This is a genomic window from Kitasatospora sp. NPDC059747 (genome assembly GCF_042732955.1).
In the GTDB taxonomy this organism is placed as follows: Bacteria; Actinomycetota; Actinomycetes; order Streptomycetales; family Streptomycetaceae; genus Kitasatospora.
Map to the genome: position 1 here is coordinate 1 of NZ_JBHWGV010000002.1, position 24,176 is coordinate 24,176.

Genomic DNA, 24,176 nt, shown 5'->3' on the forward strand with positions numbered 1-24,176 from the left:
CTCTCTCCCGGCGGGCCCTCCCCCGGCGGGGGGGGGCGGGGGGGGGGGGGGCGCCCGGGCCGCCACCCGCGGCCGGGGGGGGCGGGGCCCCCCCCGTCACCGCGCGTCCATGGCCCCGAATCTCCGTGTACGTCATATTTGGGAGAAACCCGGACCTGGAGGCTCCCATCACTTCCACCGCCACTGGCCCCGCCCTCCCCCCGCTCCACCGGCTCACCTTCGCCCCCGCCCTGCCGCCCCGGCCGACCACCCTCGCCGACGGCACCCCCGCCTGGCTGGTCACCCGCTACCACGACGTCCGCAAGGTGCTGAGCGACCCGCGCTTCACCCGCGACGACCTGAACGCCGTCGGCAGCGACGGCCGCACCGCCGAGGCGACCGGCAACCCGGCGTCGATCTTCAACCTGAACGGCGCCGACCACCGCCGGCTGCGCCTGACCGTCCAGCGCGCCTTCACCCCGCGCGCCGTCGAATCCTGGCGTCCGTGGGTCGCCGAGGCCGTCCAGCGCGCGGTGGACGACCTGGTGGCGGGCGGGTCGCCGGCGGACCTGGTCGCCGCCTTCACCCGGCCCGTGCCGTTCGCCGTCACCAGCCGGCTGATGGCCCTGGAGGGCGTCGACGAGACCCGGCTGCACCGCTGGTCCCTGGCCCTCCTGGCCGAGGGCGATCAGCGGAACGACTCCGCAATGGACGAATTCACCTCCTATGCGGCCGAGTTGATCGCCCGGCGGCGCCGCGCACCCGGCGACGACCTGGTCAGCAGCCTGGTCCGCGCCGCCGACGAGGACGGCGGCATCCCTGAGACCTGGCTCGTCTACCTGGTCTGCGGCCTGGCGGGCAGCGGCAACGAGAGCATCACCGGCGCCCTCGGCAACGCCTTCGTCCACCTCCTCGGCGACCGCCCCTCCTGCTGGCCCCGCCTCGCCGACCCCGCCGTCGCCGAACGCGCCACCGAGCGGCTCCTGCACCACATCCCCCTCGGCGACGACGACGCCACGACCCGGCGCGCCGTCGAGGCGGTCGAGCTCGGCGGGGTGCCGATCCCGGCCGGCGCGGTGGTCGCCGTCAGCCTCAACAGCGCCAACCGCGACGGCGCCGTCTTCCCGGACGGGGGCCTCGACGCCGACCTCGCCGCCCCGCTCGCCGCCCCCACCCTCGCCTTCAGCGCCGGCCCGCACTACTGCCTGGGCGCCTGGCGGATCCGCCTGGAGATGTGCGAGGCCCTCCACCGCCTGGCCGCCGCCCTCCCCGGCCTGCGCCTCGCCGACCCCGGCGCACCGATCGACTGGCAGCTCGGCGGCACGACGCGCAGCCCGTCGCACCTACCCGTGGTGTGGTGACCGGATCGTGGAATTGCGCGCGACCGCAGCGTGGTTGTCGTACCGTCCGGGACCATGGACCTCGAATTCGCCACCCGCTTCGCCCAGGACTGGGCCGCCGCCTGGAACTCCCGCGACCTGGAGCGCATCCTCGCCCACTACACCGAAGACGTCGTCTTCGCCTCTCCCAGGATCCTGGAGATCATCGGCGACCCGTCCGGCGAGGTGCGCGGCAAGGACGCCCTGCGCGCCTACTGGGCCAAGGGCCTCGACCACCTGCCCGACCTGCACTTCACCGTCGAGGACGTCCGCGCCTCGGTCGACACCCTCGTCATCAACTACCGCAACGAGCGCGGCCAGGCCGTCGCCGAGGTCCTGACCTTCCGCGACGGCCTGGTCTGCCGCGGCTTCGGCGCCTACGGCCCGGCGGCGTGACACGGCGGAGCACCCCGGTCGCCCGGGGAGCTCCGCCCTCACCCGCAGGTCAGATCCAGATGACGTAGCGGTCCTCGAACTCCCCGCCGAGGCAGAACTCCCGGCGCTCGCGGATGTCGGTGGCCACCCAGCCGCCACCCTCCTCGCACTGCAGGGCGGTGACGGGCGGCTCGGTGTGCCGGACGTGTGCGGCGTGCCCGGCGGCCCCGGCGTGCTCGGCGGCGAAGGCCGGGCCGCCCATGGAGACGGCGACCGCGGCGAGGAAGGCGGCGGCGGTGATGCGCTTGGAAATGGTCATGCCCGGCCAACGATCCTGCCCGTCCACGGTCACCGCCGCGTCACGCGGTCGTGGGCCGGCGGAGGTCCCCAGCCATCTCCGGAGCGCTATCAGAGGGCGCACCAATCGGGTGCCCCCGGCCCCCGGCCCCGCCTCCCGCCGGTGCCCGCCCCCGATGGTCCGGGCACCGACGGGCCGTCGGATCAGCGGATCAGCTCGCCATGCACTTGGCGTACGCCTTGTTGGCGCGGCGCAGCGCCCCGCCGTGGGAGTAGCCGTTCTCTCGGTAGTGGTAGTAGGTGACGGTGAACTCGACGTCGCAGTCGGCGGCGCCGGCGAGGGCCGCCGCGTGCGTGCCCGCCGGTGCGGCCTCCGCCGCTTGGGCGGCGCCGACGCCCGAGAGCACGACGGCCGCGGCGAGACCGCCGACGACCAGGGAACGGTGCAAGCGCTTCATCAACTGGGCTCCTTCTCAAGGGGTTTGACGTGCACCGTCATTCTGCGGCGGCGGCCGTGGCCGTTCCTATCCCAGACTTGTGGGAAGGGTTCCCGACTGCTGCAGTGCCGATTGATCGGGCGTGAACGGAGCATTAAGCGTTCATTGGGATTCGGTCCCGGGCCCCCGTGCGGGGCCGAGGGTGATCCACTGCCCGGTAAGGTGAGCCTCAGTGCCACCACCCCCTTGGAGACCGACGATGTCCATCAGCCCTGTCCGTCGCCGGGTCGCCGCGGCGCTGGCCGTCTCGGCCGCGGCCGCGCTCGTGCTGTCGTCGTGCAGCTCCTCGTCCGACGGCGGGGACGACTCCGGCTCGGACAGCTCGACTACGGCCCCCGCCACCGGCCCGTCCCTGCCGCCGCCCACCAGCGTCACCCTGCCGCCCGAGCACACGGGCTTCGACTACCAGATCTCCTCGCCCTACCAGCCCCCGGCCGGGGTGCAGGTGGTCAGCCGCGACCACGGCGCGGTGCCGGCCGCCGGGCTGTACAACATCTGCTACGTCAACGCCTTCCAGGCCCAGTCCGGCGCCGAGAAGGACTGGGAGCCGGACCTGCTGCTCCGCGACGGCGGCGGCAAGGTCGTCTACGACACGAACTGGAACGAGGCCCTCCTCGACGTCCGCACCGACGCCAAGCGTCAGCGCATCGCGGCGAAGGTGAACGGCTGGATCGACGAGTGCGCGGCCAAGGGCTTCAACGCCGTCGAGCCGGACAACTACGACAGCTACACCCGCTCCGACAACCTGCTCACCGCGGCCGACGTCGAGGCGTTCCAGACGGTGATCGCCGCCCACGCGCACGAGAAGAAGCTCGCGATCGGCCAGAAGAACACCGTCGAGCTGGCCGGCGACCGCCAGAAGGTCGGGCTGGACTTCGCCGTCGCCGAGGAGTGCGGCGAGCAGGACGAGTGCAACGGCTACGTCGACGCCTTCGGCGACCGCGTCTACGTCATCGAGTACACCGACAAGGGCCTGTCGAAGGCCTGCAAGGGCTGGGGCGACAAACTGAGCATCGTCCGCCGGGACAAGAACGTGCTGCCGCAGGGCAAGGCGGGCAACGTCCGCAAGACCTGCTGAGCCCGGATGTGACGAAACCCTGACGACCGGGCTGCGCCCCTGGTCAAGACGGGGCGGACCTGGTCGAATCGGCGGCGTGGACAGTACAGCGCACAACGGGAAGGGCACCCCGGTCGGCCGCCGGGTCGTGCTCGGGCTGCTCGGCCTCGGCGCGGTCGGCGTCGCCGCCGGGCCGTACCTGCAGAAGGCCCAGGACACCGTGGCCGGCAAGGACCCGACCGGCCTGACCGGGCTCCTCCCCGGGGGCGGCGGCTTCCGGTACTACTCGATCACCGCCTCCGTCCCCGAGCGGACCGCCGAGACGTACACCCTGAGCGTCGACGGCCTCGTCGACCGCCCCGGCACCTTCCGCCTCGCCGAGCTCCAGGCGATGCCCCAGCGCCGGATCGTCCACGACGTGCAGTGCGTGACCGGCTGGCGCGTGCCGGACACCCCCTTCGAGGGCGTCCCGCTGTCGCACCTGCTCGACGCGGCCGGCGTGCGGCCCGGCGCGCGGGCCGTGCGGTTCAGCTGCTTCGACGGCGCCTACACCGAGAGCCTCACCCTCGACCAGGCCCGTCGCGACGACGTCCTCGTCGCCCTGCGCATGCAGGACGCCCCGATCTCCCACTCCCACGGCGGCCCGGCCCGGCTCTACGTCGCGCCGATGTACTTCTACAAGTCCGCGAAGTGGCTCTCCGGCATCACCGTCACCGACGCGGTGCAACCCGGCTACTGGGAAGAGAACGGCTACGACGTCGACGCCTGGGTCGGCCGCTCGAACGGACGTGACGATGCACCGACCTCCTGACCTCCTGCGCCGCTTCACCCGCGCCGAACGCTGGGTCCACCGCGTCACAGCGGCCCTGATGCTGGTCTGCCTCACCACGGCCGCGTTCCTGTACGTGCCGCCCCTGGCCGAACTCGTCGGCAGGCGACGGCTGGTGGTGACGATCCACGTGTGGTGCGGCCTCGCCCTGCCCGTTCCGCTGCTCCTCGGCCTCGCCTCCCGCGCCCTGCGCGCCGACCTCTCCCGCCTGAGCCGCTTCACCCCGACCGACTGGGCCTGGCTGCGCGCCCTGCGCTCCCGCGCCGCCGACCGCCCGGCCGGCAAGTTCAACGCGGGCCAGAAGCTCTACGCCCAGTGGACCCTCGGCGCGATCCTCGTCATCGTCGGCACCGGCCTGCTGATGTGGCTGACCCACCTCGCCCCGCCGTCCTGGCGCACCGGCGCGACCTTCGTCCACGACTGGCTGGCCGCCGCGATCGCCGTCGTCACGATCGGCCACATCCGCATGGCCGTCCGCGACCCCGAGGCCCGCCTCGGCATGCGCACCGGCCTGGTCGACCGGAGGTGGGCCGCCCGCGAACACCCGGAGTGGGACCCGGAGCGCACGTAGGGCGTGTCTTTCGGATCAGCCCGGGTGCCACGACGCCAGGGCACGCGCCTCGCTGCGTTGTCGTCGGTCGCCGATACTCCGCATGGACTCCCTCCTCCGCCTTGCGATGCACGCACCCTGACGCCGCGGCCCTCCGACCTGATCCGAAAGACACGCCCAGGCGGCCGTCGGCGTCAGCGGCCGGCGAGGACGTCCGCGCTCCTGCGCAGCGCCGCGTCCAGTTCGCGGCGCTCCGCCTGGAGCGCCGGCACCCGCTGCCCGAGCGCCTGCTCCTGGAGCCGGACCTCGGCGTCGAACCAGACCTTCGCGACGTTGCTGCGGGCGCGGCAGGCGAGGTCGGCGAGCGCGGTGTCGATCTCGGTCCGCGACACGTCCGTGCCCTTGAAGCGGCGGTCGTCGCTCGCGTCGAGGGGCTCCTTGTAGACGAAGCCGCGCCCCTTAATCCCCGCGGCCCCGCCCCCCACCGCGCCCCCGACCGCCGGATCGCGCTGGCCGCGAACTATGGCGTCGTGGCCGAGCGTCGGGGCGCGCGCGCCCCAGGTGCGGTCGCCGCCGCCCAGACGCTGCTTGCTCTGCACGCCGCACGCCTGCTCCGCCTCGGCGGCGGCGCCCGTGGTGCCGGCCGCGAGGCCCTTCGCGATCGCCGCGTCGTAGGCGGCCTGCTCCGCCGCGTCCGGGCGGTAGCCGCGCTCGGCCGACAGGGCGGCGTCGTGGATGCCGTAGCGCCAGTCGGTGAGGGTCTTGGGGCCGAGCCTCGGCAGTTCCGGCGGCGCCGAGTAGGCGTGGCCGGCCTTGCGCATGCAGTCGCCGACGAGGGTGGTCATCGCCCGGCCGAATCGCCGGGACTCCTCGTCGGTCGGCAGGTGGGCCTCCATCGGCAGGCGCCAGGTCGCGGGGTTCGCGGGGTCGGCGGCGGCGGTCGTGGTGGGACTGGTGGTCCCGGCCGCGGACGGGGCGGGACTGGTGGTCTCGGCCGCCGACGGGGCGGGGCCGGCGAGTCCGCGGTCGACGACGCCGGAACACCCGGCGGCCGTCCCCGCCACGACGGCGGCGGCCACGGCGGTGGCGGACCACCGGCCGAGAGCGGAAATTCTCGTAGCCATCATTCCTGAACTCCTGTGCGTTCTATCGCGATCGCCTTCGTTCGCGGGTTTCCAGGAGTGCGGGGAATTGCCGTCGAGACGTCGGGGATGTGCATTCTTGCCGTGCTGACTTTGCCAATCCTTGAAGGAGGCATGGCCATTACAGCACCGGCGCAACGGGCAAAACGGACACTCGGGAGGCCTCTTGGTAACGGTTTGACATCGCCTGTGTGCTGCCTGGGACTGCTCCGCCGATCGGAGGGGACGCCGGAATGCCCCCCTCTGGCCGGTGGATTTCGGCGATTCGTGCGGGGGTGGTGACAAGAAAGCGCCCCACCGGTGACAGGGAGCCGGTGGGCCGGGCCCGATGGCCTACATGTCGTGCTCGCGCGGCTTGTCGAGCCAGCCGCCCGCGGTCACGTGGGTGTCGTGGCCGACGCCGTTGACCCAGTGCCAGTTGGACGGGGACCCGCCGGAAGCGGTTGCCGACGTCGCCGCGCCGGTGCCCAGGGCGACCAGGGCGGCCGCGGCCATGCCGACCAGTACACGCGTGATCATGGTGGTCCTCCAGGACCTCGAAGGGGTTGGTGCCCCGTACTCGATCACTCGCGCGTAGACGTTCGGTCAACGCCGGTCGCCTACGGTCGGAGCGCGGCGGTCAGGTAGGCGCCGTGGCAGACCACCTCGGCCGGTTCCCGCGCGGGCAGGAACCAGGTGGCGTCCGGTGGCGGGGTGAAGTCCGCGGTGGCGTCGTGGAATTCGCGCAGCAGGGCGCCGACGGCGACGAGGGCGTCATCGGTCAGTGGCCGGTGCCCGACGTCGCCCGGGATGAAGTCGAGGACCTCGCGCCCCTGGGGGTCCAGTCCGTGGGCGCGCGGAGCACCGGCGAAGCCGCGCCGGTGGACGTGATCGAGGAGGGCGTGCACCGTCGCCGTCCACGGCCCCGACGGGCGCCGAACGGTGGCCCCCGCCCGGAAGACCCGGTTGACGCCCCCGCCCGCCAGTTCCACTTCCCGCTGATCATCCGTCATGACCGGGCATGCTACTGCCGAGCCCGGTGCCGTCACGGCGCGACCCGGATGGCCCAACTACCGTTCGTGTTTGCGGACGCGCTCTGCGTGAGAGGATCGCGGGGCAAGGCGATCCGCGTGCGACAAGGAGAAGACATGGCCGACCGTCAGAACGGCACCGTGAAGTGGTTCAACGAGGAGAAGGGCTACGGCTTCATCAGCCCTGAGTCCGGTCCGGACCTCTTCGTGCACTTCAGGGCCATCGAAGGGCAGGGCTTCAAGTCCTTGATGGAGGGCCAGAAGGTCTCCTTCGAAGCCGTTCAGGGCCAGAAGGGCATGCAGGCCGACAAGGTCCGCGTCGAGCAGTAGCCGGGGGCCGGCGGTGCGGACGGGGGGTACCCGGTCGCGTACGCCGAGCACCGTCCGGACGACGCGCAGGCCGCGGCGCGGTGGGCGCTGGAGCCCGCGCCCGGCCTGCGCGTGCCGGACCCCGGTGCTCTTGGTGCCGGGGCGGGCAAGCCGGCGGTGCTGAGCGCCGACGCCACGGCGGTCGGGCCCGGCGCCGGTGTCAGGTTTCACCCGACGCCCTCGCCGGCGACCTTCACCAGTGCCTGCGTGCCGATCACCGCCAGCAGCGCCAGCCGTTCGGCGTCCTCGGTGCCGGGTTCGGCCGTGTAGACCATGATCCGCAGATCGCTGCCCGCGACGCTGAGCACGTCGCAGTCCAGCGTCAGCGATCCCACCTGCGGGTGGTCGATGATCTTGCGCGAGGCCTCCTGGTGTCCCACCGTGCCGGAGTCCCACAGCTCGGCGAACCGCTCGCTGTTGCCGCGCAGATCGGCGATCAGACGCCGCAGCCGCAGATCCGCCGGGTAGCGGCTCGCCGCCGCCCGCAGGTCGGAGACGACCGCGGTCTCCAACGCCTGCCGGGATTCCGGCGTGTGGCGGACCCGGCTGCCCGAGCCGAGGAAGTTCCGCCACGCCCCGTTGCGCTCCTTGCCGTGCCGTTCACCCATCAGCGCGGTGTAGAGCGGATTGGCCAGCAGCAGCGTCCACGCCGCGTCGTAGACCGCGACGGGTGTGCCGGTCAGCCGGTCCAGCATCCGTTGCACGCTCGCCGTGATGTAGGCGGGCACCGTGCCGCGTCCCGGTGCTACCAGCCCGGCGACCCGGAACAGATGCTCACGTTCCTCCGCGTTCAGTCGCAGCGCCCGCCCCAGCGCCTCGACGACCTGCTCCGACGGGTTGGCCGCCCGGCCCTGTTCGAGGCGGGTGACATAGTCGACCGAGATCCCGGCCAGCAGCGCCAGCTCCTCCCGGCGCAGTCCGGCGGCGCGCCGATGGCCGCCCGTCGGCAGGCCGGCCGCCTCCGGCGGGACCCGGTCACGCCAGCGCCGCACCGTCCGCCCGAACTCCGTGGTCGCCATGCCACCACTGTGCACCGTCCCGCCCACGGGTGCCTGGTACCGGCAGTCCCAGGAAGACCGGACGCCTGGCTGACGGCATCGCCGCGCAGCATCGTGGAGGCATGACCACGACACTGATCACCGGAGCGAACAAGGGGCTCGGCTTCGAGACCGCCCGTCGACTCATCGCCGCAGGCCACACCGTGTACATCGGCAGCCGGGACCCCGAGCGCGGGCGTCGCGCCGCCGAGCGGTTGGGCGCGCGGCCGGTCGTCATCGACATCACCGACGACGCCTCGGTCGCCGCGGCGGCGAGGACCGTCGAGGCCGACGGCGGCCTGGACGTGCTGGTCAACAACGCCGGCGTGGAGGAGCGGGCCGAGGACAACGGCATCATCGGTGCGGCGGACGTCACCGCCGACCTGATGCGGAGCACGTTCGAGACCAACGTCTTCGGCACGGTACGCGTCACCCATGCGTTCCTCCCGCTGCTGCAGCGCTCCGCCGCCCCCGTCATCGTGAACCTCAGCAGCGGCCTGGCCTCGCTCACCCGCGTCACCACCGCCGGCACCCCCACCTACGCGTACCCCGGCGTCGCCTACCCGGCTTCCAAGGCCGCCGTCAACATGATCACCGTGCAGTACGCCAAGGCGTTCCCGCACATGCGCATCAACGCCGTCGAGCCCGGCTTCACCAAGACCGACCTCAACGGCAACACCGGCATCCAGACCGTCGAACAGGGTGCCGAGATCATCGTCCGCATGGCCGGCCTCACCCCGGACGGCCCCACCGGCACCTACACCGACGCCGAAGGCCCGCTGCCCTGGTAACCGCCCCGCCCCGACGGCCGCCCCGGCCGACGATCACGTTGTCGCCCTGCAGGAGCACGTGCTCCAGCCCGCACCTTGGGACTCCGCCTCCGGGCCGAGCCCATGCCGCCAACCCCCGCCCATGGCAGTGTCGTTAGGCTGCCCGGATGCAGACAGACGTGCCCCCGTCCCCGGTCAAGGGGCTCCCGGGGCCTCCGGGGCGGCCGGCGTGGCTGACCGAGACGCACCGGTGCGTCATCGACGCGCTGCTGGCCCTGATCCTGGCCGCCGCCACGCTGTCGTTCGCCTACCAGTACCACCCGCCGGGCTGGCCGCCGTTCGACCGGACCGCCGCCGCCCTCTGCCTGGTGGTCAACCTGCCGCTGGCCGTCCGCCGGCTCGCCCCGGTGGGTGTCCTGCTGGTCTCGTGCGCGGCGCTTCTGGCCTACACCGTCGGCGGGTACCAGCCGTCGGCCAACATCTGGGCGCCGCTGTTCGCCGTCTTCACCCTCGCCGCCCGGCGTCCGACCCGTACCTCGGTGGCCGGCGCCTGTTTCGCGGCGCCCGTCTGGCTGTGCAGCGCGATGGCCACGAAGGTGGTCTCCCCGGACGTGGCGCTCGCCCAGGTGGTGCTCGGGGTCGGGACGGCCTGGGCGTTCGGCCTGACGCTGCGGATCCTGGGCGAGCGGAACCTCCAACTCGCCGCACTGACCTTGCGGTTGCAGCACGAGCAGGCCGCCAGGATGCGGCACGCGCTGACCGAGGAACGGCTGCGGATCGCCCGCGAGCTGCACGATGTGATTGCCCATCACATCTCGGTCGTCGCGGTGCAGGCCGGTCTGGCGGGCTACGTGTTCGAGAGCGATCCCACCACGGCACGCTCGGCCCTCGACACGATCGCGGGCAGCAGCCGGGAGGCCCTGGAGGAGATGCGCGGACTCCTCCACGTCCTGCGGGTGCCGCCCGAGGAACCGGAGGGCGGGAGCGGGCGGCCGGAGGAGCCCGCGCCGGGGCTGGCCCGGTTGCCGGCGCTGATCGAGCGGGTCGAGGCGGCCGGGCTGACCGTCGAGCTGACGGTGGCCGGCGAGCCGTACCCGCTCGCGCCCGGCCCGGACCTCAGCGCCTACCGGGTCGTGCAGGAGGCGCTCACCAACGTGCTGAAGCACGCCGGCCCGGCCGACGTGCGACTGTCCCTGGACTACCGGCCCGGCCGGCTGTCGGTCGGCGTCCGCGACGGCGGCCCGACGGCCCGCGGCGGCGCGCCCGTCCCGCCCGGCGTCAGCGGCGGTCACGGGCTCATCGGCATGCGCGAACGGGTCGAGGCCCACGGTGGTATGTTGCGTGCGGGCTCGCTGCCCGACGGGGGGTTCGAGGTGGTGTTCACCCTGCCGGGACCGGGCGCCGGGTCCGCGGGGGGCGGCCCCGATCGCGGGTAGGGGAGAACCGGCGCATGACCACCGTGCTCGTGGTGGACGACCAGATCCTCGTGCGGGCCGGGCTGGCCGCCCTGATCCACGCGGCGCCCGGCCTCGACGTGTGCGGACAGGCCGCCGACGGGGAACAGGCCATCGCGCTCGCGGCCCGATTACGGCCCGACGTGGTCCTGATGGACATCCGGATGCCGGACGTCGACGGCATCACCGCCACCGAACGGATCCTCGCGCAGGCCGCGGATCCGTTGCCCAGAGTCCTCGTCCTGACCACGTTCGACCTCGACGAGTACGTCTACGGGGCCCTGCGGGTCGGCGCCAGCGGCTTCCTGCTCAAGGAGACCCCGCCGGAGCGGCTGCTCACCGCGATCGAGGTCGTCGCCGGCGGCGACATGCTCTTCGCCCCCAGCGTCACCTGCCGCCTGATCGAGGCGTACGCCCACCGGATCGGCCAGGAAGCCGACGCGCCAACGGAGTTGGATCCGCTCACCGCGCGCGAACTCGACGTGCTGCAACTCGTCGGCGCGGGCCTCGGCAACTCCGAGATCGCCGACGAACTGGCGGTGACCGTCGGCACGGTGAAGACCCACCTCAACCGCATCATGACCAAGGTGGGCATCTCCAGCCGCGCCCAGGCCGTCGTCCTCGCCTACGATAGCGGCCTGATCACCCCGCGGCGCGCCCTCCCGGGATAGGCCCGCCCGCGGTACGGAGTCTCGGAGTCCGGGACGAGCAGGACGCGCAGCTCGGCCTGGGCGCGTTCGACGTTCGGACCGGTCCCTGCGGCAACGACCTCCGTACTCGTTGCCGCAGGGCGTCCGGCGCTTTCGTCAGCCGCAGTTCAGACGCTCCGGGCTCCGGCTGACCCACTTCTGGATGATCTCGAATCCGGGGTACTGCGGCTTCGGCTTCGTCCAGGTGGCCACGATCGTGTAGTTGTTCCTGCTGAAGTTGCGGCACTTGTACCTGGGGTTGATGTCACCCTTGCGCGTGGCGGTCTTCTTGTCGACCTGGTGGCCGTTCTTCTGCAGCTCCAGCGACAGGTGGGTGAGGCCGCAGTCGTAGAGCCGGCCGCCGGCCTCCACGTACCAGTCCCGGCCGATCTTGCGTGGGTACGGCTTCCACAGGTCGGGCGACGCGCAGCCCTTGGGGAGGTTCGGCGTCCCGACGGTCTGAGCGAACGGCGTGGCGGCGCCGGCGCTCACGGTCCCGTCGGCGTCGCTCGTGGGCACGGCGACCCACTCCGAGGACACGTCGGCGACGGGGCCGGCGTCGGCCGCCTGAGCGGGAACGGTCAGGCCCAGGGTGGCGAGTCCTGCGAGGGTGGTGGTGACCGCGAGCGTCGTCATGCGCTTGCGCAGATCCATGGATCGGTTCCTTCCGTCTCTGGGTTGCGGTACGGCAGTTCACTCGATCCGGCAAGGCTGGGCGGCACCGAACGGCCGGCCGGCTCACGAGCTGCCGCCGACGGCCGCCCCGGGCCGATGAGTTGTTCACTCGGCCGCCTTCCGGCGAGTGCATGCACATACTGCCGGGCAGCGGGAGGTGCGGTCGTCAGCCCAGTGGGGCAGCGGTCCGTCAACCCTCGCGGTATGCGCGCAGTGGGCCTGCATCCCCCGCGGACGGCCACACCCCGCCGAGTGTCGGTCGCCGCACTCCGGTTGTGTGTTCACAAGAGCGGGAGTCGGCTGCCGGAGGCCTTTCCCCGGGCGTATCCGTCACTGCCCGGTCCGGTTGGTGAGGGGCTGTTGAGGGGCGGTCGGTGGTGCGAATAGTGCCTGGACGGTTTCGGTGGCCAGGTCTCGCAGCCAGGTGTGGGCGCGGTCGTCGTCGTAGCGCTGGTGCCACAGCAGGTACAGGGGGACCTCGGGCAGCGGGAGTGGCGGCGGCAGTGTGGCGAGGCCGAGTTGTTCCCGGGCTGCGCGGGTGACCGCGTCGGGGAGGGTGACGACCAGGTCGGTGTCGAGGGCGAGTTGCAGGGCGAAGGCGGTGGTGGGCCCGGCGGCGACGACGCGTCGTTCGAGGCCGCGGGTGGTCAGGGCGTCGTCGATCGGGTCGCGCAGGCTTCCGCGTCGCGAAACGGTGAGGTGTTCGGCGGCTGCGTAGCGCTCGATGCTCAGCGGACCTTCGGTGAGGGGGTGGCCTGGTCGGACGGCGACGACCAGCCGGTCGCTGCCGACCAGGCGGTGGCGGATGTCCGGGAGCGTCGGGGCGCCGGCGCTCGATTCGAGGTCGACCTCACCCCGGCGCAACTCGGCGTCGTCCGTCCCGGGTTCGGCCGACAGGCGCAGCCGGACGCCGGGGGCCTGGCGGTGGACGGCGGTGATCAGGGCGCTGCCGCAGGCGGCGGTCAGGGCATCGTGCCAGCGCAGGGTGAACACCCGGTCCAGAGCTGCCAGGTCGAGTTCCTGCTGCGCGGACAGGAGTTGGTGGGCCTGCTGTACGAGGGCGTGGACCTGGGCGCGCATGGCCAGTGCGCGGGTGGTGGGGACCATGCTGCGGCCGGTGCGGACCAGGATCTGGTCGCCGGTGGCCTTGCGGATGCGGCCCAGGGAGCGGCTCATCGCCGGTGCGGTGACGTGGAGGCGTGCTGCGGCGCCGGCGACGCTGCCCTCTTCCAGCAGTGCGTCCAGGGCCGTGAGCAGGTTCAGATCCAATTGCATGCCAGTAACTCTATGAGTGAATAGCATGCACTTGTTGTTAATGGCCGGGGATCCTACCTTCGAAGTGCAGGCGCGAGACAAGCCGCCCGCACACATCGAACGCAGGGAGCCCGCCATGAGCACAGCCATGCCTTTCGCCGCCGACACGACGCTGCTGTCCGAGGTGACCGCCGCGGTGGAGACCGCAGGCCTCACGCTGCGCGACCGCCACACCTCGCACGCCCGGGGCGTGAGTCTGGACGAGGTCGTCGCCGAGATCCACGCCAACGACGACGCGGTGCTGGACGTGCTGCGGGAGCCGCTGCTGCGGGCCCGGCCCGGATCGCGGTGGGCCGAGGACGAGCTGGCCGGCGGTGCGCTCCCGCCCGGGGAGTGGTGGGTCGTCGACCCCGCCGAGGGAAACATCAACCACGTCCACGGCATGGAGGACTGGGCCGTCACCGCCACGCTGGTCCGCGACAACCAGCCGGTGCTCACCGTCGTCCACCTGCCGCTGACCGGCGACACCTACACCGCCGTCGCCGGCGGCGGTGCCCGCCTCAACGGCCGGCCCCTGAACGTGTCCGCCAAGACCGATCTGGGCGCCGCGCTCATCGGCACCGGCCAGGCCAGGCCCGGCGAGGACGTGCGCACCTTCCGGCGGATCGGCGACTCGGTCACCGCCATGCTCATCAACGGCCTGGTCGTGCGCGTGTCCGTGCCCGCCACGATGCAGCTCATCCACGTCGCCGCCGGACGCACGGACGCCTTCTGGCAGTTCTCCGACGTCCGCTCCGGCCTGGTCGCCGGCGCCCTGCTGGTCTCCGAGGCCGGAGGCACCGTCACCGACCTGGCAGGCGAACCCTGGCACACCGGCAGCCGCGACTTCCTGGCCGCCGCCCCCGGCATCCACACCGCCGCCCTCAAGGTCCTGTCGACCATCGCCTGACCGGGCACCTCTGCCCCACCCACCCGATACCGCAAGGAGCATCACCTCATGACCAGCATCGGCATCCTGGGCGCCGGCCGCGTCGGCGCCAACCTCGCCGGCAAGCTCGCCGCGGCCGGACACCGTGTCACCCTCGGTGTCCGGAACCCGGAAGAGACCGCAGTCCTTGCCGCCGGCATCGCCCCGCAGATCGCCTTCGCCGACCAGCGCACCGCCGCCCGCACCGCGGACATCGTGATCAACGCGACGCCCGGCGACACCTCCCTGGACCGCCTGGCCGGCCTGCGCACCGAGCTCTCCGGAAAACTCCTCGTCGACGTTTCCAACGCCATCCGCGACACCGACGACGGCCTGCCCGGCGACCTGTGCTACCCCGGCAGCAGCCTCGCCGAGAAGCTCCAGGCCGCGCTCCCCGACACCCATGTGGTCAAGACCCTCAACACCATGTTGTTCATGGTCATGACCGCTCCCGAAACCCTGGCCGTCCCACCGACCGCCTATCTCTCGGGCGACGACCAGAACGCGAAGAAGACCGTCACCGGCCTGCTCGGCGACCTGGGCTGGCAGCCCGCATGGATCGAGGACCTCGGCGGCATCACCACAGCCCGCGCCACCGAGGCCATGATCCTCGTGGTTCCCCACATCCTGCGCCGACACGGCTTCAAGCCCTTCGCCGTCTCCCTCGCCCGCTGACCCATCAAGACCGGGTCCGGACCAAAACCAGCAGCGGGCTCGTGCGAGCCAGCCGGGCGCCGGCACGGACAACGCTCGCTGAGCTGCAAGGGGACGCCCGTTCCCGAGTACAGAGCCGTCCCTCGGGCGCGGCGGCCGAGATCCTGCCTCGCTCCCCATAGCCCCCATACCGACCCGGGTGCCGAATACCCCTGGGGTCCTGATCACCCGGATCGACCTCGCCGCCACGCAGACCGTGCTCCAACGCGCCATCATGAAGGCGGACATCAGCCGTGCCGCCGGCAACGCCTCCGTCAGCGCCGTCTCCTACAACCGGGACGACGCCCGCGTGCGGCGGGACGCCTGGCGGGCGGACGACCTGGAGTCCCAGCGCCGCCAGGCCATCGCCGCCCGCGCCTTCGTCGAGCGCCCTGGCGTCAGCACGCTGACCATTCCCTGTCCGCCGCTTGGTTCACTCATCTATCCTTCCTGACATGTAATTGACGGATTATCAGTTCCCTGAGCCTTTTCGGCCTTGCTGCTCCAGGGTGAGGACGGCCTTGGCCGCTGACGTAAGCCGGCTCGGGCTGCAGCGGGGGTGACGGAAGACCCGCCGGCGCTTGAAGGTGGCCACGCCTCGTTCGACGGGGTACCGGAAGCGGGCGTGGGCTCGGTTCAGCCGGTGAAAGACTCCGCGTAGGCACCGAAGGCGTACATCGCTTCGAGGCTGCCCGGTCGTGGCGGGTCGGCCGGGTCCCAGCCCAGCTCGCGGTCCTGGATCACCTGGGTGAGCAGGGGGCGCCAGCGCGGGTCGAGGGTTTCGCGCGCCCATTCCAGTGCGCCGCGTTTGGAGGCGACCTCGCCGGTGTGCAGGGTGAACAGTGCCCGGCAGTAGGTGGTCACGGCGTAGCGCTGACTCCAGGCCAGGTCGAAGTCGGCCCAGGTCCGCAGGTCTTCCATGAGGCCCGGCAGCATCTCGCGCATCGATTGGCGCAGGGCCTGGGGTGGCACTGGGTCGACGAGGTCGGTGACCGGGGGGCCGGCGAGGGTGATTCCGTGGTTCCTGAGGATCCAGCGGGTGTGCGGGCTGTTGCAGTGGGCGTCCCAGATCAGCTCGCGGTGGCCGTGGTCGCAGAACAGCCACGGTGTTCCGAGCCCGGCGACGGTGCGCAGGGACGTGGTGTCCGCGTAGGAGCCCTCCAGGTGTTTGGTCCAGAAGCCCGGGCGGGTGGGAACCTCGTCGTGGAGCCGGCGGAGCTCCGCCTCTGCGGCCCCGGTGGGCAGGACGGTGGTGGCGACGATGAAGTCGCAGTCGCTGTGCAGGTCTCCGGCGCCCAGTGCGAAGGAGCCCTGCAGGTAAGCACCGACGAACGTGTCGCCGAGGATGGCGCGGACCGCGTGGACGAACTCGTACAGGAGCGCGTCCAGCTCCCGGTACGGGGTGAACATGGGGGATCTCCATACCCGTTGAAGTGGAAGGGGCTCACGGGCGCGGCGGAGATGAACGGGATGTGCCGCCGCGTTCAGGCGCGGCGGATCTGCCCTGCGGCGAAGCAGTACGACGTCATGGGATGGACGGTAGCCGTCGCCCCCTTCGCTGAGCAATCGAGATTCCAGCGGGCGGATCGCGTGGCGGTCTCCTGGGCGGAAGGTCACTCGCCTCGGGGGAGTGCCGGCGGATCGGTCAGAGCCTGGTACCGGGTGAAGGCTTCCTGGGCGTCGGGGACGAACGTCGGGCTGCGGATCGCGTCCCGAAGTTCGGCTTCGGTGAGCCAGGTGTGCCAGGCGATCTCCGAGGCGTCCGGCGTGATCGGCTGGGTGATGGTGGCCTCGTGCACGCCCAGCCAGTAGGGGCTGATCGCTCCGTGGCAGAGGTACTTGAAGACGAGCCGTGTGGAGGTGCGGACACCGATCTCCTCGGCGAGCTCCCGGGCCGCTGCGGCCTCGTACGTCTCACCCACGTTGACGGCGCCGCCCAGCAGCCAGTTGTACCGGCCGGGAAAGCGGGAGTCGTCGTCGGGACGTCGGTGGACCAGGATCCGGCCCTCGGGGTCGCGGCAGACGGTCGTCGCGACGCGATGCAGCCACTGCTGGCGGATCGCCTCGCCCCGCTCGACGACTGCCAGTACGTGGTCTTCCTCGTCGACGCGTTCCACCAGTTCGGCCATGGCGCACACGATGCCAGAGGGCACTGACAGACACAGCTCACGCTGATGCCGGACGAAGGCCGCCACGCCCCGATGGCCGGCCGGGCTCGTCTCTCCGCGCGTCCGCGTCCATTCCCCCCTCGCCGGGCGCGCGGGGCGGCCATCGTGACCCGTGCCCCCCATGGAGCACAACAGATGAAGTACGCCCGCCGCACGGCCGGCCGCGGTCACCGGTGTCGCTCACCGCCGAGGTGATGTACCGGACGGTCATCGACGGCGACGCCAAGACGGTCCGCAACCGGATCGGCCCCGACGGCGAGGCGATCCCGCGCGTCAAGCAACTCCTCGGCCAGGGCCGGGGCCTGGAGGAGCTCACCGCGCGCGATCGCGGCCAGGCCTCCGCCCTGTGGACCGCCCTGATGCCGACACCGGACGGCTCCTAGCCGAGCGATGCTCCGCCGAAGGCGAACCCCAGCACGATCAGCAGCAGGATCAGCGCTGCGGCCGTTTTGATGACCGGATGCTTCTGGCGAAGGGGCTCGTCATCCTCCGGCCCACCGTGCGGTAGGAGTTCGGCCGGCAGCTCGATCCGTTCGTCGGGATCGGCGGGCGGCACCTCCTCCTGGCGCACCGGGCGCCGAACGAGCACCGGCGCCGCGAGATCGACGGGCAGCGTCCGCAGGAAGGCCTCCAGCCGCTGGGCGTCGACGGCCACGGTCAGCTCGTGCAGTTCGGACAGCAGGGCCCGGTCGGCGACCGGGCGGCTCTGCCCGACCCAGGACAGCCGCCAGCCGGTGGCCAGCCCGTCACGGACGAGCACCTGGTCGAGCAGTGCGCGCAGGGCACCGGGCAGCGAGCTGGCAGGAGCCAGTGTCTCCGGGGCCTTGGCGAGGGCCTCCAGAACGGTCCTCAGACTGGGCCGTGTGGTGCGGCCGCTCCGGCCGGCGGCCCGGGCCAGGGCCTGGGCGCTCTCGCCGGTAAGCGTCGCCGCCGCGGTGGAGGCCCAGGCCGCCGTCGCCAACCAGGTCGTGTCCGGGTCGCCGGCGTGTTGTGGCAAAACGGTCAGGCTGAGTTCGACGGTCCGCTGGTCGAGGTCGGTCAGCACGCCGATCGCGGGAACCGGTTCGCGGCACGGTGCGGTTCCGTTCACGCGGTGCGCGAGGGCGTTCAGGCGTTCCGCGAGCGGGGGGTGGCTGTCGAACCGGGAGACGGGCCGGTCCGGTGGCGAGTCCCGCCATCGGCGCAGGGTGTCCTGGTACTCGGGGTCGGCGAGCATCTGTGCGAAGACGGCGAAGGGATCGTCCGGCAGCCAGCCGGCCCGGGCCACCGGCTCCAGGTAGTCGGAGACCAGCCGGGCCCAGGCGAGCGCCAGGGAGTGCACGTTGCGCAAGGCGTCGGCCATCACCGCCGCTCCGACGACCTGGGCCGACATCCGGTCCGCCTCGAACTCCTGGCGCCGCCCGACCGCCGCGGTCAGCCGGAGGTAGACCCGGGCGTAGCCGGAGAACAGGCAGTACCAGGCGTAGGCCGGATGGTAGGCGTTCTCGGCCTGGACCATCGGGTGCCGACCGAGGCGTTCGAGGATGGATCCGAGCGCGGCGGTCCCGCGGCGGGTGACGGACGACAGGGCGGTGTGGCGTCCCGCGTAGTGGCCGAGCTCGTGGCAGATCACCGCCTCCAGCTCGCCCTGCGTCAACCCCACCAGCAGGGGCATCCCCAGGTAGAGCCGACGGGTCCCACCGAGCAGCCCGAGCAGGCTGGCGTGTTCGAGGACCATGGCGTTGGCCTGGGGAATCAGGTACAGCCGGGTCGGCGGGCGCACCCCCAAGCGCTCGGCGAGATCGTACACGGTGTTCCACAGGGCCGGTTCCTCCTCCGGGGCCACCTCGACCGAACCCTCCGGGCCCCGGGCCGGACGACCCGCCGCGCACAACGCGAGAAGGACTGCCGCGACGACGGGCGTGGAGGTGATCACCGTGAAGAGGAGCCTGGCGACGTCGTCCGGCGGTGCCGCCGCGAGGAGGGACAGGAACGCCGCATAGACGGCCACGGCGGCGAGCAGGACCAGGTAGCTGACGAACAGCATGGCGACCGCGAGCAGGGCCCGCAGGGACACGAGGAACAGCGACGGCCTCACCCGCGCCTCCCGGCGTCCTGGGCCCACGCCTCGGCCAGCCGCTCCAGCAGCAGATCGAGACCGAGCTGGTCGTGCTCGAAGGCGTCCTCCAACCACAGGGCCGCGTCCAGGAGTTCGACCATCAGCTGATCCTGCAGCCCGCCGGCCGGCGCGTCCACCAGCGAGTCGAAGTCGGACCAGAGCTCCTGCGAGGTGATCCCGAGCCGCTTCGCCAGGTTGTTGCGGGCCTGCTTCACGTGGACGGCGACCGTGTTGGCGGAGATCTTCAGGTCCTCGGCGATCGCCCGCTGCGGCTCAGCCTGGAGGCAGAACCGCACCAGCACCTCCCGCTGCCGCTCCGGCAGTTCCCGCACGGCCGCGAGGACTTGGCGCGTCTCGACGGTGACCTCGATCCTCGCCTGCTCGGGGATTCCCGCCTGCAACCAGCTCGCACGCTCCCTGGTGCGCCGCTCGACCCGGTCGAGGAACTCGTTGCGCATGATCTGCCGCAGGTACGCCTCGGGGTGGTCCATCGTGCGCAGACGCGACCACATCCGGCTGGCCTGGACGTACGCTTCCTGGACCAACTCCTCCGCGGTCTCCCCGTCCTGGCACAGGAAGCGTGCCTGCATGCGCAACCTGCCCTGGGTCACCCGGACGAACTCCTCCAACTCCTCGGGAGGTTCCATCCGGGGGCGCACTGTTCCCTGATCTGACGTCATGACGTCGTCTCCTGTGTGTGATTCGACTTCGACCGTGCTCCGCGCACCAGGAGGACGCTCCCGTCCGCCTGCCGGTCCTCCACCGTCGCCCCGGGCCCGGCCGCGAGGACAAGGCTCTCCAGTACGGCGCCGCGCGTGCGCTCCCGCATCACGGCCAGTCGGTAGGACACAAGCTGGCGCGCCAGCCTGACGGTGCCGGCGCACACGGCCAGCAGGACCGTCTCCCACATCTCCCCGCCTCCTCTCGTCGACGGCGGCGCTCCTTGCGCCAACCTCGCACGGTGAAAGGGGTCTTGAGCGGAAAACCTTTAGTCCCACAGCAGTCGCACGCATGTGATTCACATCACATTCGTCAAGAGGGGCCCGAGACCGGTCCCTGGTGCCGAGCCCCGCGCCGGTCGGCGCGCGCCCCTGGACGTGTGGCCCGCAGGGTCCCGTGAGTTCATCTCGAACTCTTGTCCAGGGTGCCCGGTGGGTGTCGGGCAAGTCAGGCAAGTGCTCCGGAGCGAAGTTGCCTGACTGGTACGGGGTTCGGTGCCATCGCGCGCAGTCGGCAGGCTGTCGAGGTGTACGAGAGCGAGGCATGCCAGATGGTGCTGGCGGCCCTCCCCGACGGCGTCGAGTGCGACTTCCGCATCATCGAAGGCAACGACTGACCGGCGGGCCCAGCCTTGGCCGGCTCAATGAGTTCGCGTGCCTCTCGGTGTGATGGTGTGTGGCATGCCGCTGTCGGAGCAATCGGGGCACGAGGGCCGTCCGGTCGTCACGCTGTGCCTGTTGACCGCGCTCCGGACCAGGGACAGTACCGCTGCCTGGGTCGCGTGATCCAGTACCCCGAAGCCTCACCTCCAGCCCATCACATCGGGAGACGCCAGTGATCAGACACCACGCCCCAGGACATCCCGTCGCCGGAGGAGAGGCAGGCGTCCACGCTCGTGCGCGGTGGTGGCGGGCCGGGGTCGTGGGAGGAGTGTGCGTGGTGCTGGCCGGTACCGGGGTGATCCCCGTGGCCGCCGCGGCAACGGGGTCCGCGCCGGCCACCACCCCGGTGCGGACCCGAGGCGCCGACCCGGTGTTCACCTTCGGCTTCACCGGCGCCGCGCAGAGCCTCACCATCCCGGCCCAGGCGGTGGTCACGATCACCGCCGACGGCGCGGGCGGCGCCGACAGCACCGGCACCTCCTGTTCCGTCACGGGCACGGGCGGGACGGGAGTGCGGGTCGTCACCACTCTCCCGCAGACCACCGCCCCGACGACGGTCACCGTCAACGTCGGCGGCACGGGCGGCAAGGGCTGCAACGGCACGGGTACGGGGGGTGCCGGCGGGTTCAACGGCGGCGCTCCGGGTGGGGGCATTTTGGCCACGGGTTTCCGGGCGGAAGGGCCGGGTGGGGGCGGGGCCTCCAGCGTCAGCGCGGGCTCCTTCCTGGTGGTCGCCGGGGGCGGCGGTGCCGCCGGGGGTACCGGAGGCGACCTGACGGGCGGCAACGGGGGCAACGGCGGGACGACGCCCGATGCCACCGCCGGTACCGCGGGAAGCGCCACCGGCCCTGGGGCCGCGGCAGGGCAGGGTGGGGACGGCGGCAGGACCAGCACGTCTACGGGTGGTGTGGGCGGTGCGGCCGGCGCGGTCGCGTTCTGTAGCGCCACGCCGGGTACATCGGGCAGCGGGTTCGCCGGTACCACGGTCGGCAGCGGCGGCACCGGCGGAGCGATCGACGGCGGCTGCGCCGCCACTGTCACCGGTGCGGGCGGGGGCGGGGGCGGCGGGTACTTCGCCGGTGGGGGCGGCGGCAGCGGTGCCGTCAACAGAACCGGCACCAAGGCAAGCGGCGGCGGTGGCGGTGGCGGGAGCAGCTTCGCGACCCCGTCGGGCACCGGGACGTCCTATGCGGCCTCGACGGTCGGGACGGCGAACCACAACGGCCAGGTGATCATCAGCTACACCGTGGGGAAGCCGGTCACCACGACCATGACCGCGATGCCCGGGCTCACCCGGATCGGCTCGCCGGTCGTGCTGAGCGACATCGTCTGCCCCAGCGGGGGCTCCACGACCAGGCCCACCGGAACCGTCACGTTCACCGACACCACCACCGGGACGACCCTCGGCACGGGACAACTGTTCCTCCCCCTCGGCAGGTGCGCCGCCGCCGGGACGGTCACCGCCTTCCGCACCGCGGGCACCCACACCATCACCGCCGTCTACAGCGGCGACTCGGTGTACCAGGACAACGGTGCCAGCCCCGAGACCATCACCGTGACGGTGAACCCCTGATCAGAAGGCCGCAGCGACACCGAGGGCACGCCCTCATCAACCGCAACAAGCAGTGCTGCCGGTGCAGGTAACAGCGTGATAGCAGGCGGGGCTCGCGAGGACGAATCGCGGGCTCCGCCACCATCGCGCCCGAAGCCGGCCCCGACGGTACGTGGAATTCGAGAAGCCAGCGGTTCAGCCGCGGATCGCGATGGACGCCCCGGAGTACCGCTCGCCGACCCGGCGGTCGAGCTCGACCTGTCCGGCTCCACTTTCAAGGGCAGGGAGGCAGGCGTCTACCAGCACGGGACGTGACCTACGGTCAGCGGCTCACCGTAGAGCAGCCCTACTTCGGTGGTTCCGAGGCTCAGCGTCGGATGAGGGTGGCAGGCGACCATCGCGTAGTACACCGCGGTTGCCAGTTCGGTCGGGCTGGCCGTCTCGTACCGCAGGTACTCATGACCCACGAGCTCCATGAGATTGATGGTGTCCGGCCCGAGATGGCCGCCCTCGATCAGCAGGAACGGCACGGCCAACAACCCGTACAACCTGCTGAAGGAGAGGTAGAACTCGGCGGTTTGGCCCCTGGCCATCGGAGCGTCGGCAAGGTGGTGCTCAACCCGTCTGTGAATCGCGGACCAAACGGGCCCCGGCACTGTGCCGCCACAGTCGGTGACCAGCTCTTGCGCACACGACACCGCATGCGCCGCCATGTGCTCGGCGCCCCCACGGACGCCGCGTTCTGCGCGTCGGACCGAGTGCGGCGTGTGAAGGCCGGACACGCACGCTTCAAAGGTGTGGCACCAGGGGCAATCCGATGACGTATCCCGGGAGTTCAGGGCAGCCGCCGCGGCCACCTTGGACCAGGTTCGGGACCGTCTGCCCAGGAAGGTGTACGGCAGGGTCACGGCCGCAGCCAGTTCGGCAGGTTCGCAGTCTCCTTCCCGGATGGCCCGCCAACGCCCGCACAGCCAAGCGCTGTAGTGCGCGAACCAGCTGCGCAGTTCACGGCGGAGCCGGAAGACATTCCCCGGCTCGCCCCGCAACACGTCCGTCATGAGGTCGCTCATGTCATTGGTGATGCGCGGAAGGGCGACGAGCCCCATGCCTTCGCGGGACACGAATCGGCGCCGGAGCCAGTTCGGCAGACCCATATCGATCATGGCCCATCGCTCCAGCTCCACATCGCTGAGCGTGCCGGTGTCGAAGAGTGGGACTGTTCCCTGCCTCAACGCCTCGCGACGACCCGCGAGACCTCGCTGCCCGGCCCGGCACACGACGACATCCGCGTAGTCGAGCCACTGCTGGTTGAGACGCAACCGACCGTCGCTGCTCATCGCCCTCGCGGCATCCAGCAGGGCACGGCGCGTCCCGGAATCCGCCCCCATGGACCGGTAGTCCATGATGGTCAGGATGTCGGCCGCGCACCAGTCGCGAGCCTCCGCGTCGGTCAGCGCCCCGGAGTCGGCCATGACGAGAGCCGGCAGAACCCAGCCGAACAGCATGGCCGGTTGCAACAGTGGTCTCCCGACCGACAGCGCCCCAGCTGCGGACGTGTGGAACGCCTCGCTGAAAGCATCCGGGGGTGGTAGTTCCGTCAACAAGCCCCGTTTCCGCGACCAGACGGCCTGGTTCTCCATGAAGAACCCCACGTTCTGACCCGGCTCGCGCACATGGTCGAAACCTTGTCCTGAGTGCCCCGAGACAAGTGCCGCCACGGTTGAGACAGGGCGACTTCTTGTGCGGGAAGTCGGGAGCGCCGGATAGTCGGTATCGACATTCCAGTACTCCGCGGCGTCCGACGGGCACAGCACTCCCATCGTGCGCAACAACGGCGCGCTGGCCTCAACTCCACTGCCCGTCCTTGGCCGCGATCCACCCAGGTCGCTGGCGCACCGCTTCCGTGTCTGCTCGATGCCCCACTCGACCAACGCGTGACGCATGGACCACCCC

Annotated in this window: 28 protein-coding genes; 14 read left to right on the forward strand and 14 right to left on the reverse strand. The window is 71.7% G+C overall.

What is annotated here, in order from left to right; all coding sequences use genetic code 11:
* Positions 1-134 precede the first annotated feature (134 nt).
* Both ACFV4G_RS01055 and ACFV4G_RS01060 read left to right on the forward strand, forming a co-directional pair.
* Positions 135-1,340, forward strand: a complete 1,206-nt coding sequence (locus ACFV4G_RS01055; RefSeq protein ID WP_380435446.1) for a cytochrome P450 — start codon at positions 135-137, stop codon at positions 1,338-1,340.
* Positions 1,341-1,394: 54 nt separating this feature from the next.
* A complete protein-coding gene (locus ACFV4G_RS01060; RefSeq protein ID WP_380435301.1) occupies positions 1,395-1,754 on the forward strand; it encodes a nuclear transport factor 2 family protein in 360 nt (119 codons plus the stop codon).
* Positions 1,755-1,803: 49 nt separating this feature from the next.
* Here ACFV4G_RS01060 and ACFV4G_RS01065 read toward each other — a convergent pair whose 3' ends face one another.
* Entirely contained in the window at positions 1,804-2,052 is a 249-nt protein-coding gene (locus ACFV4G_RS01065) for a hypothetical protein (RefSeq protein ID WP_380435302.1), read from the reverse strand.
* Positions 2,053-2,242: 190 nt separating this feature from the next.
* Complete coding sequence (locus ACFV4G_RS01070; protein ID WP_380435303.1) at positions 2,243-2,488, reverse strand: hypothetical protein; 246 nt, start codon at positions 2,486-2,488, stop codon at positions 2,243-2,245.
* A gap of 238 nt (positions 2,489-2,726) precedes the next feature.
* On the opposite strand from ACFV4G_RS01070, the gene ACFV4G_RS01075 reads away from it, so the two are divergent.
* From ACFV4G_RS01075 to ACFV4G_RS01085, 3 genes are all read left to right on the forward strand, one after another.
* Positions 2,727-3,605, forward strand: a complete 879-nt coding sequence (locus tag ACFV4G_RS01075; protein ID WP_380435304.1) for an endo alpha-1,4 polygalactosaminidase — start codon at positions 2,727-2,729, stop codon at positions 3,603-3,605.
* Positions 3,606-3,672: 67 nt separating this feature from the next.
* On the forward strand, positions 3,673-4,395 hold the full coding sequence (locus ACFV4G_RS01080; protein WP_380435447.1) for a molybdopterin-dependent oxidoreductase: 723 nt from the start codon (positions 3,673-3,675) through the stop codon (positions 4,393-4,395).
* A complete protein-coding gene (locus ACFV4G_RS01085; RefSeq protein WP_380435305.1) occupies positions 4,379-4,984 on the forward strand; it encodes a cytochrome b/b6 domain-containing protein in 606 nt (201 codons plus the stop codon). The genes ACFV4G_RS01080 and ACFV4G_RS01085 overlap by 17 nt, the downstream gene beginning before the upstream one ends.
* A 173-nt stretch (positions 4,985-5,157) precedes the next feature.
* Here ACFV4G_RS01085 and ACFV4G_RS01090 read toward each other — a convergent pair whose 3' ends face one another.
* From ACFV4G_RS01090 to ACFV4G_RS01100, 3 genes are all read right to left on the reverse strand, one after another.
* Positions 5,158-6,087, reverse strand: coding sequence for a hypothetical protein (locus tag ACFV4G_RS01090; protein ID WP_380435306.1), 930 nt, complete (start codon positions 6,085-6,087; stop codon positions 5,158-5,160).
* A 351-nt stretch (positions 6,088-6,438) separates the two neighbouring features.
* A complete protein-coding gene (locus tag ACFV4G_RS01095) occupies positions 6,439-6,624 on the reverse strand; it encodes a hypothetical protein (RefSeq protein WP_380435307.1) in 186 nt (61 codons plus the stop codon).
* An 80-nt stretch (positions 6,625-6,704) separates the two neighbouring features.
* On the reverse strand, positions 6,705-7,097 hold the full coding sequence (locus ACFV4G_RS01100; RefSeq protein ID WP_380435308.1) for a phosphotransferase: 393 nt from the start codon (positions 7,095-7,097) through the stop codon (positions 6,705-6,707).
* 135 nt (positions 7,098-7,232) lie between these two features.
* On the opposite strand from ACFV4G_RS01100, the gene ACFV4G_RS01105 reads away from it, so the two are divergent.
* Complete coding sequence (locus ACFV4G_RS01105; protein ID WP_380435309.1) at positions 7,233-7,445, forward strand: cold-shock protein; 213 nt, start codon at positions 7,233-7,235, stop codon at positions 7,443-7,445.
* Between the two features lie 206 nt (positions 7,446-7,651).
* Here the strand turns inward: ACFV4G_RS01105 and ACFV4G_RS01110 are convergent, their stop codons facing one another.
* Positions 7,652-8,503: a helix-turn-helix transcriptional regulator gene (locus ACFV4G_RS01110; RefSeq protein WP_380435310.1), complete on the reverse strand. Its 852-nt coding sequence runs from the start codon at positions 8,501-8,503 to the stop codon at positions 7,652-7,654.
* A 101-nt stretch (positions 8,504-8,604) separates the two neighbouring features.
* On the opposite strand from ACFV4G_RS01110, the gene ACFV4G_RS01115 reads away from it, so the two are divergent.
* The 3 genes from ACFV4G_RS01115 to ACFV4G_RS01125 all read left to right on the forward strand — a co-directional run bounded on the left by ACFV4G_RS01115 (position 8,605) and on the right by ACFV4G_RS01125 (position 11,416).
* Complete coding sequence (locus ACFV4G_RS01115) at positions 8,605-9,312, forward strand: SDR family NAD(P)-dependent oxidoreductase (protein ID WP_380435311.1); 708 nt, start codon at positions 8,605-8,607, stop codon at positions 9,310-9,312.
* 146 nt (positions 9,313-9,458) lie between these two features.
* Positions 9,459-10,727, forward strand: coding sequence for a sensor histidine kinase (locus tag ACFV4G_RS01120; protein WP_380435312.1), 1,269 nt, complete (start codon positions 9,459-9,461; stop codon positions 10,725-10,727).
* A 14-nt stretch (positions 10,728-10,741) separates the two neighbouring features.
* Entirely contained in the window at positions 10,742-11,416 is a 675-nt protein-coding gene (locus ACFV4G_RS01125; RefSeq protein ID WP_380435313.1) for a response regulator, read from the forward strand.
* Positions 11,417-11,551: 135 nt separating this feature from the next.
* Here ACFV4G_RS01125 and ACFV4G_RS01130 read toward each other — a convergent pair whose 3' ends face one another.
* Entirely contained in the window at positions 11,552-12,088 is a 537-nt protein-coding gene (locus ACFV4G_RS01130) for a hypothetical protein (RefSeq protein WP_380435314.1), read from the reverse strand.
* Between the two features lie 351 nt (positions 12,089-12,439).
* The gene (locus tag ACFV4G_RS01135; RefSeq protein ID WP_380435315.1) at positions 12,440-13,384 is read right to left on the reverse strand and encodes a LysR family transcriptional regulator; all 945 of its coding nucleotides are present in this window, start codon (positions 13,382-13,384) and stop codon (positions 12,440-12,442) included.
* A 115-nt stretch (positions 13,385-13,499) separates the two neighbouring features.
* Here ACFV4G_RS01135 and ACFV4G_RS01140 point away from each other — a divergent pair, with 115 nt between their 5' ends.
* The 3 genes from ACFV4G_RS01140 to ACFV4G_RS01150 all read left to right on the forward strand — a co-directional run bounded on the left by ACFV4G_RS01140 (position 13,500) and on the right by ACFV4G_RS01150 (position 15,477).
* On the forward strand, positions 13,500-14,312 hold the full coding sequence (locus ACFV4G_RS01140) for an inositol monophosphatase family protein (protein WP_380435316.1): 813 nt from the start codon (positions 13,500-13,502) through the stop codon (positions 14,310-14,312).
* Positions 14,313-14,360: 48 nt separating this feature from the next.
* Positions 14,361-15,005 carry an NADPH-dependent F420 reductase gene (locus ACFV4G_RS01145; RefSeq protein ID WP_380435317.1) on the forward strand — a complete coding sequence of 215 codons (645 nt, stop codon included), beginning with the start codon at positions 14,361-14,363 and terminating at the stop codon, positions 15,003-15,005.
* Positions 15,006-15,183: 178 nt separating this feature from the next.
* Positions 15,184-15,477, forward strand: a complete 294-nt coding sequence (locus ACFV4G_RS01150) for a hypothetical protein (protein ID WP_380435318.1) — start codon at positions 15,184-15,186, stop codon at positions 15,475-15,477.
* 182 nt (positions 15,478-15,659) lie between these two features.
* On the opposite strand, the gene ACFV4G_RS01155 is transcribed toward ACFV4G_RS01150, so the two are convergent.
* Together ACFV4G_RS01155 and ACFV4G_RS01160 are read right to left on the reverse strand one after the other, a co-directional pair.
* A complete protein-coding gene (locus ACFV4G_RS01155) occupies positions 15,660-16,433 on the reverse strand; it encodes an aminoglycoside adenylyltransferase domain-containing protein (protein WP_380435319.1) in 774 nt (257 codons plus the stop codon).
* A 203-nt stretch (positions 16,434-16,636) separates the two neighbouring features.
* Entirely contained in the window at positions 16,637-17,152 is a 516-nt protein-coding gene (locus ACFV4G_RS01160; RefSeq protein ID WP_380435320.1) for an NUDIX domain-containing protein, read from the reverse strand.
* A 212-nt stretch (positions 17,153-17,364) separates the two neighbouring features.
* Between ACFV4G_RS01160 and ACFV4G_RS01165 the strand changes: the two genes are divergently transcribed.
* Positions 17,365-17,574 (forward strand): hypothetical protein, encoded by a 210-nt coding sequence (locus tag ACFV4G_RS01165; RefSeq protein ID WP_380435321.1) that lies wholly within the window; start codon positions 17,365-17,367, stop codon positions 17,572-17,574.
* Here the strand turns inward: ACFV4G_RS01165 and ACFV4G_RS01170 are convergent.
* Genes ACFV4G_RS01170 through ACFV4G_RS01180 form a run of 3 tightly spaced genes read right to left on the reverse strand, consistent with a single transcriptional unit; the run spans position 17,571 to position 20,199 of the window.
* On the reverse strand, positions 17,571-19,268 hold the full coding sequence (locus ACFV4G_RS01170) for a M48 family metalloprotease (protein ID WP_380435322.1): 1,698 nt from the start codon (positions 19,266-19,268) through the stop codon (positions 17,571-17,573). The genes ACFV4G_RS01165 and ACFV4G_RS01170 overlap by 4 nt on opposite strands.
* The gene (locus tag ACFV4G_RS01175) at positions 19,265-19,969 is read right to left on the reverse strand and encodes an RNA polymerase sigma factor (protein ID WP_380435323.1); all 705 of its coding nucleotides are present in this window, start codon (positions 19,967-19,969) and stop codon (positions 19,265-19,267) included. The genes ACFV4G_RS01170 and ACFV4G_RS01175 overlap by 4 nt, the downstream gene beginning before the upstream one ends.
* The gene (locus ACFV4G_RS01180) at positions 19,966-20,199 is read right to left on the reverse strand and encodes a hypothetical protein (protein WP_380435324.1); all 234 of its coding nucleotides are present in this window, start codon (positions 20,197-20,199) and stop codon (positions 19,966-19,968) included. The genes ACFV4G_RS01175 and ACFV4G_RS01180 overlap by 4 nt, the downstream gene beginning before the upstream one ends.
* A gap of 746 nt (positions 20,200-20,945) precedes the next feature.
* Here ACFV4G_RS01180 and ACFV4G_RS01185 point away from each other — a divergent pair.
* A complete protein-coding gene (locus ACFV4G_RS01185) occupies positions 20,946-22,244 on the forward strand; it encodes an Ig-like domain repeat protein (RefSeq protein ID WP_380435325.1) in 1,299 nt (432 codons plus the stop codon).
* 275 nt (positions 22,245-22,519) lie between these two features.
* Here ACFV4G_RS01185 and ACFV4G_RS01190 read toward each other — a convergent pair whose 3' ends face one another.
* Positions 22,520-23,863, reverse strand: coding sequence for a hypothetical protein (locus tag ACFV4G_RS01190; RefSeq protein ID WP_380435326.1), 1,344 nt, complete (start codon positions 23,861-23,863; stop codon positions 22,520-22,522).
* Between the last annotated feature and the right edge of the window lie 313 nt (positions 23,864-24,176).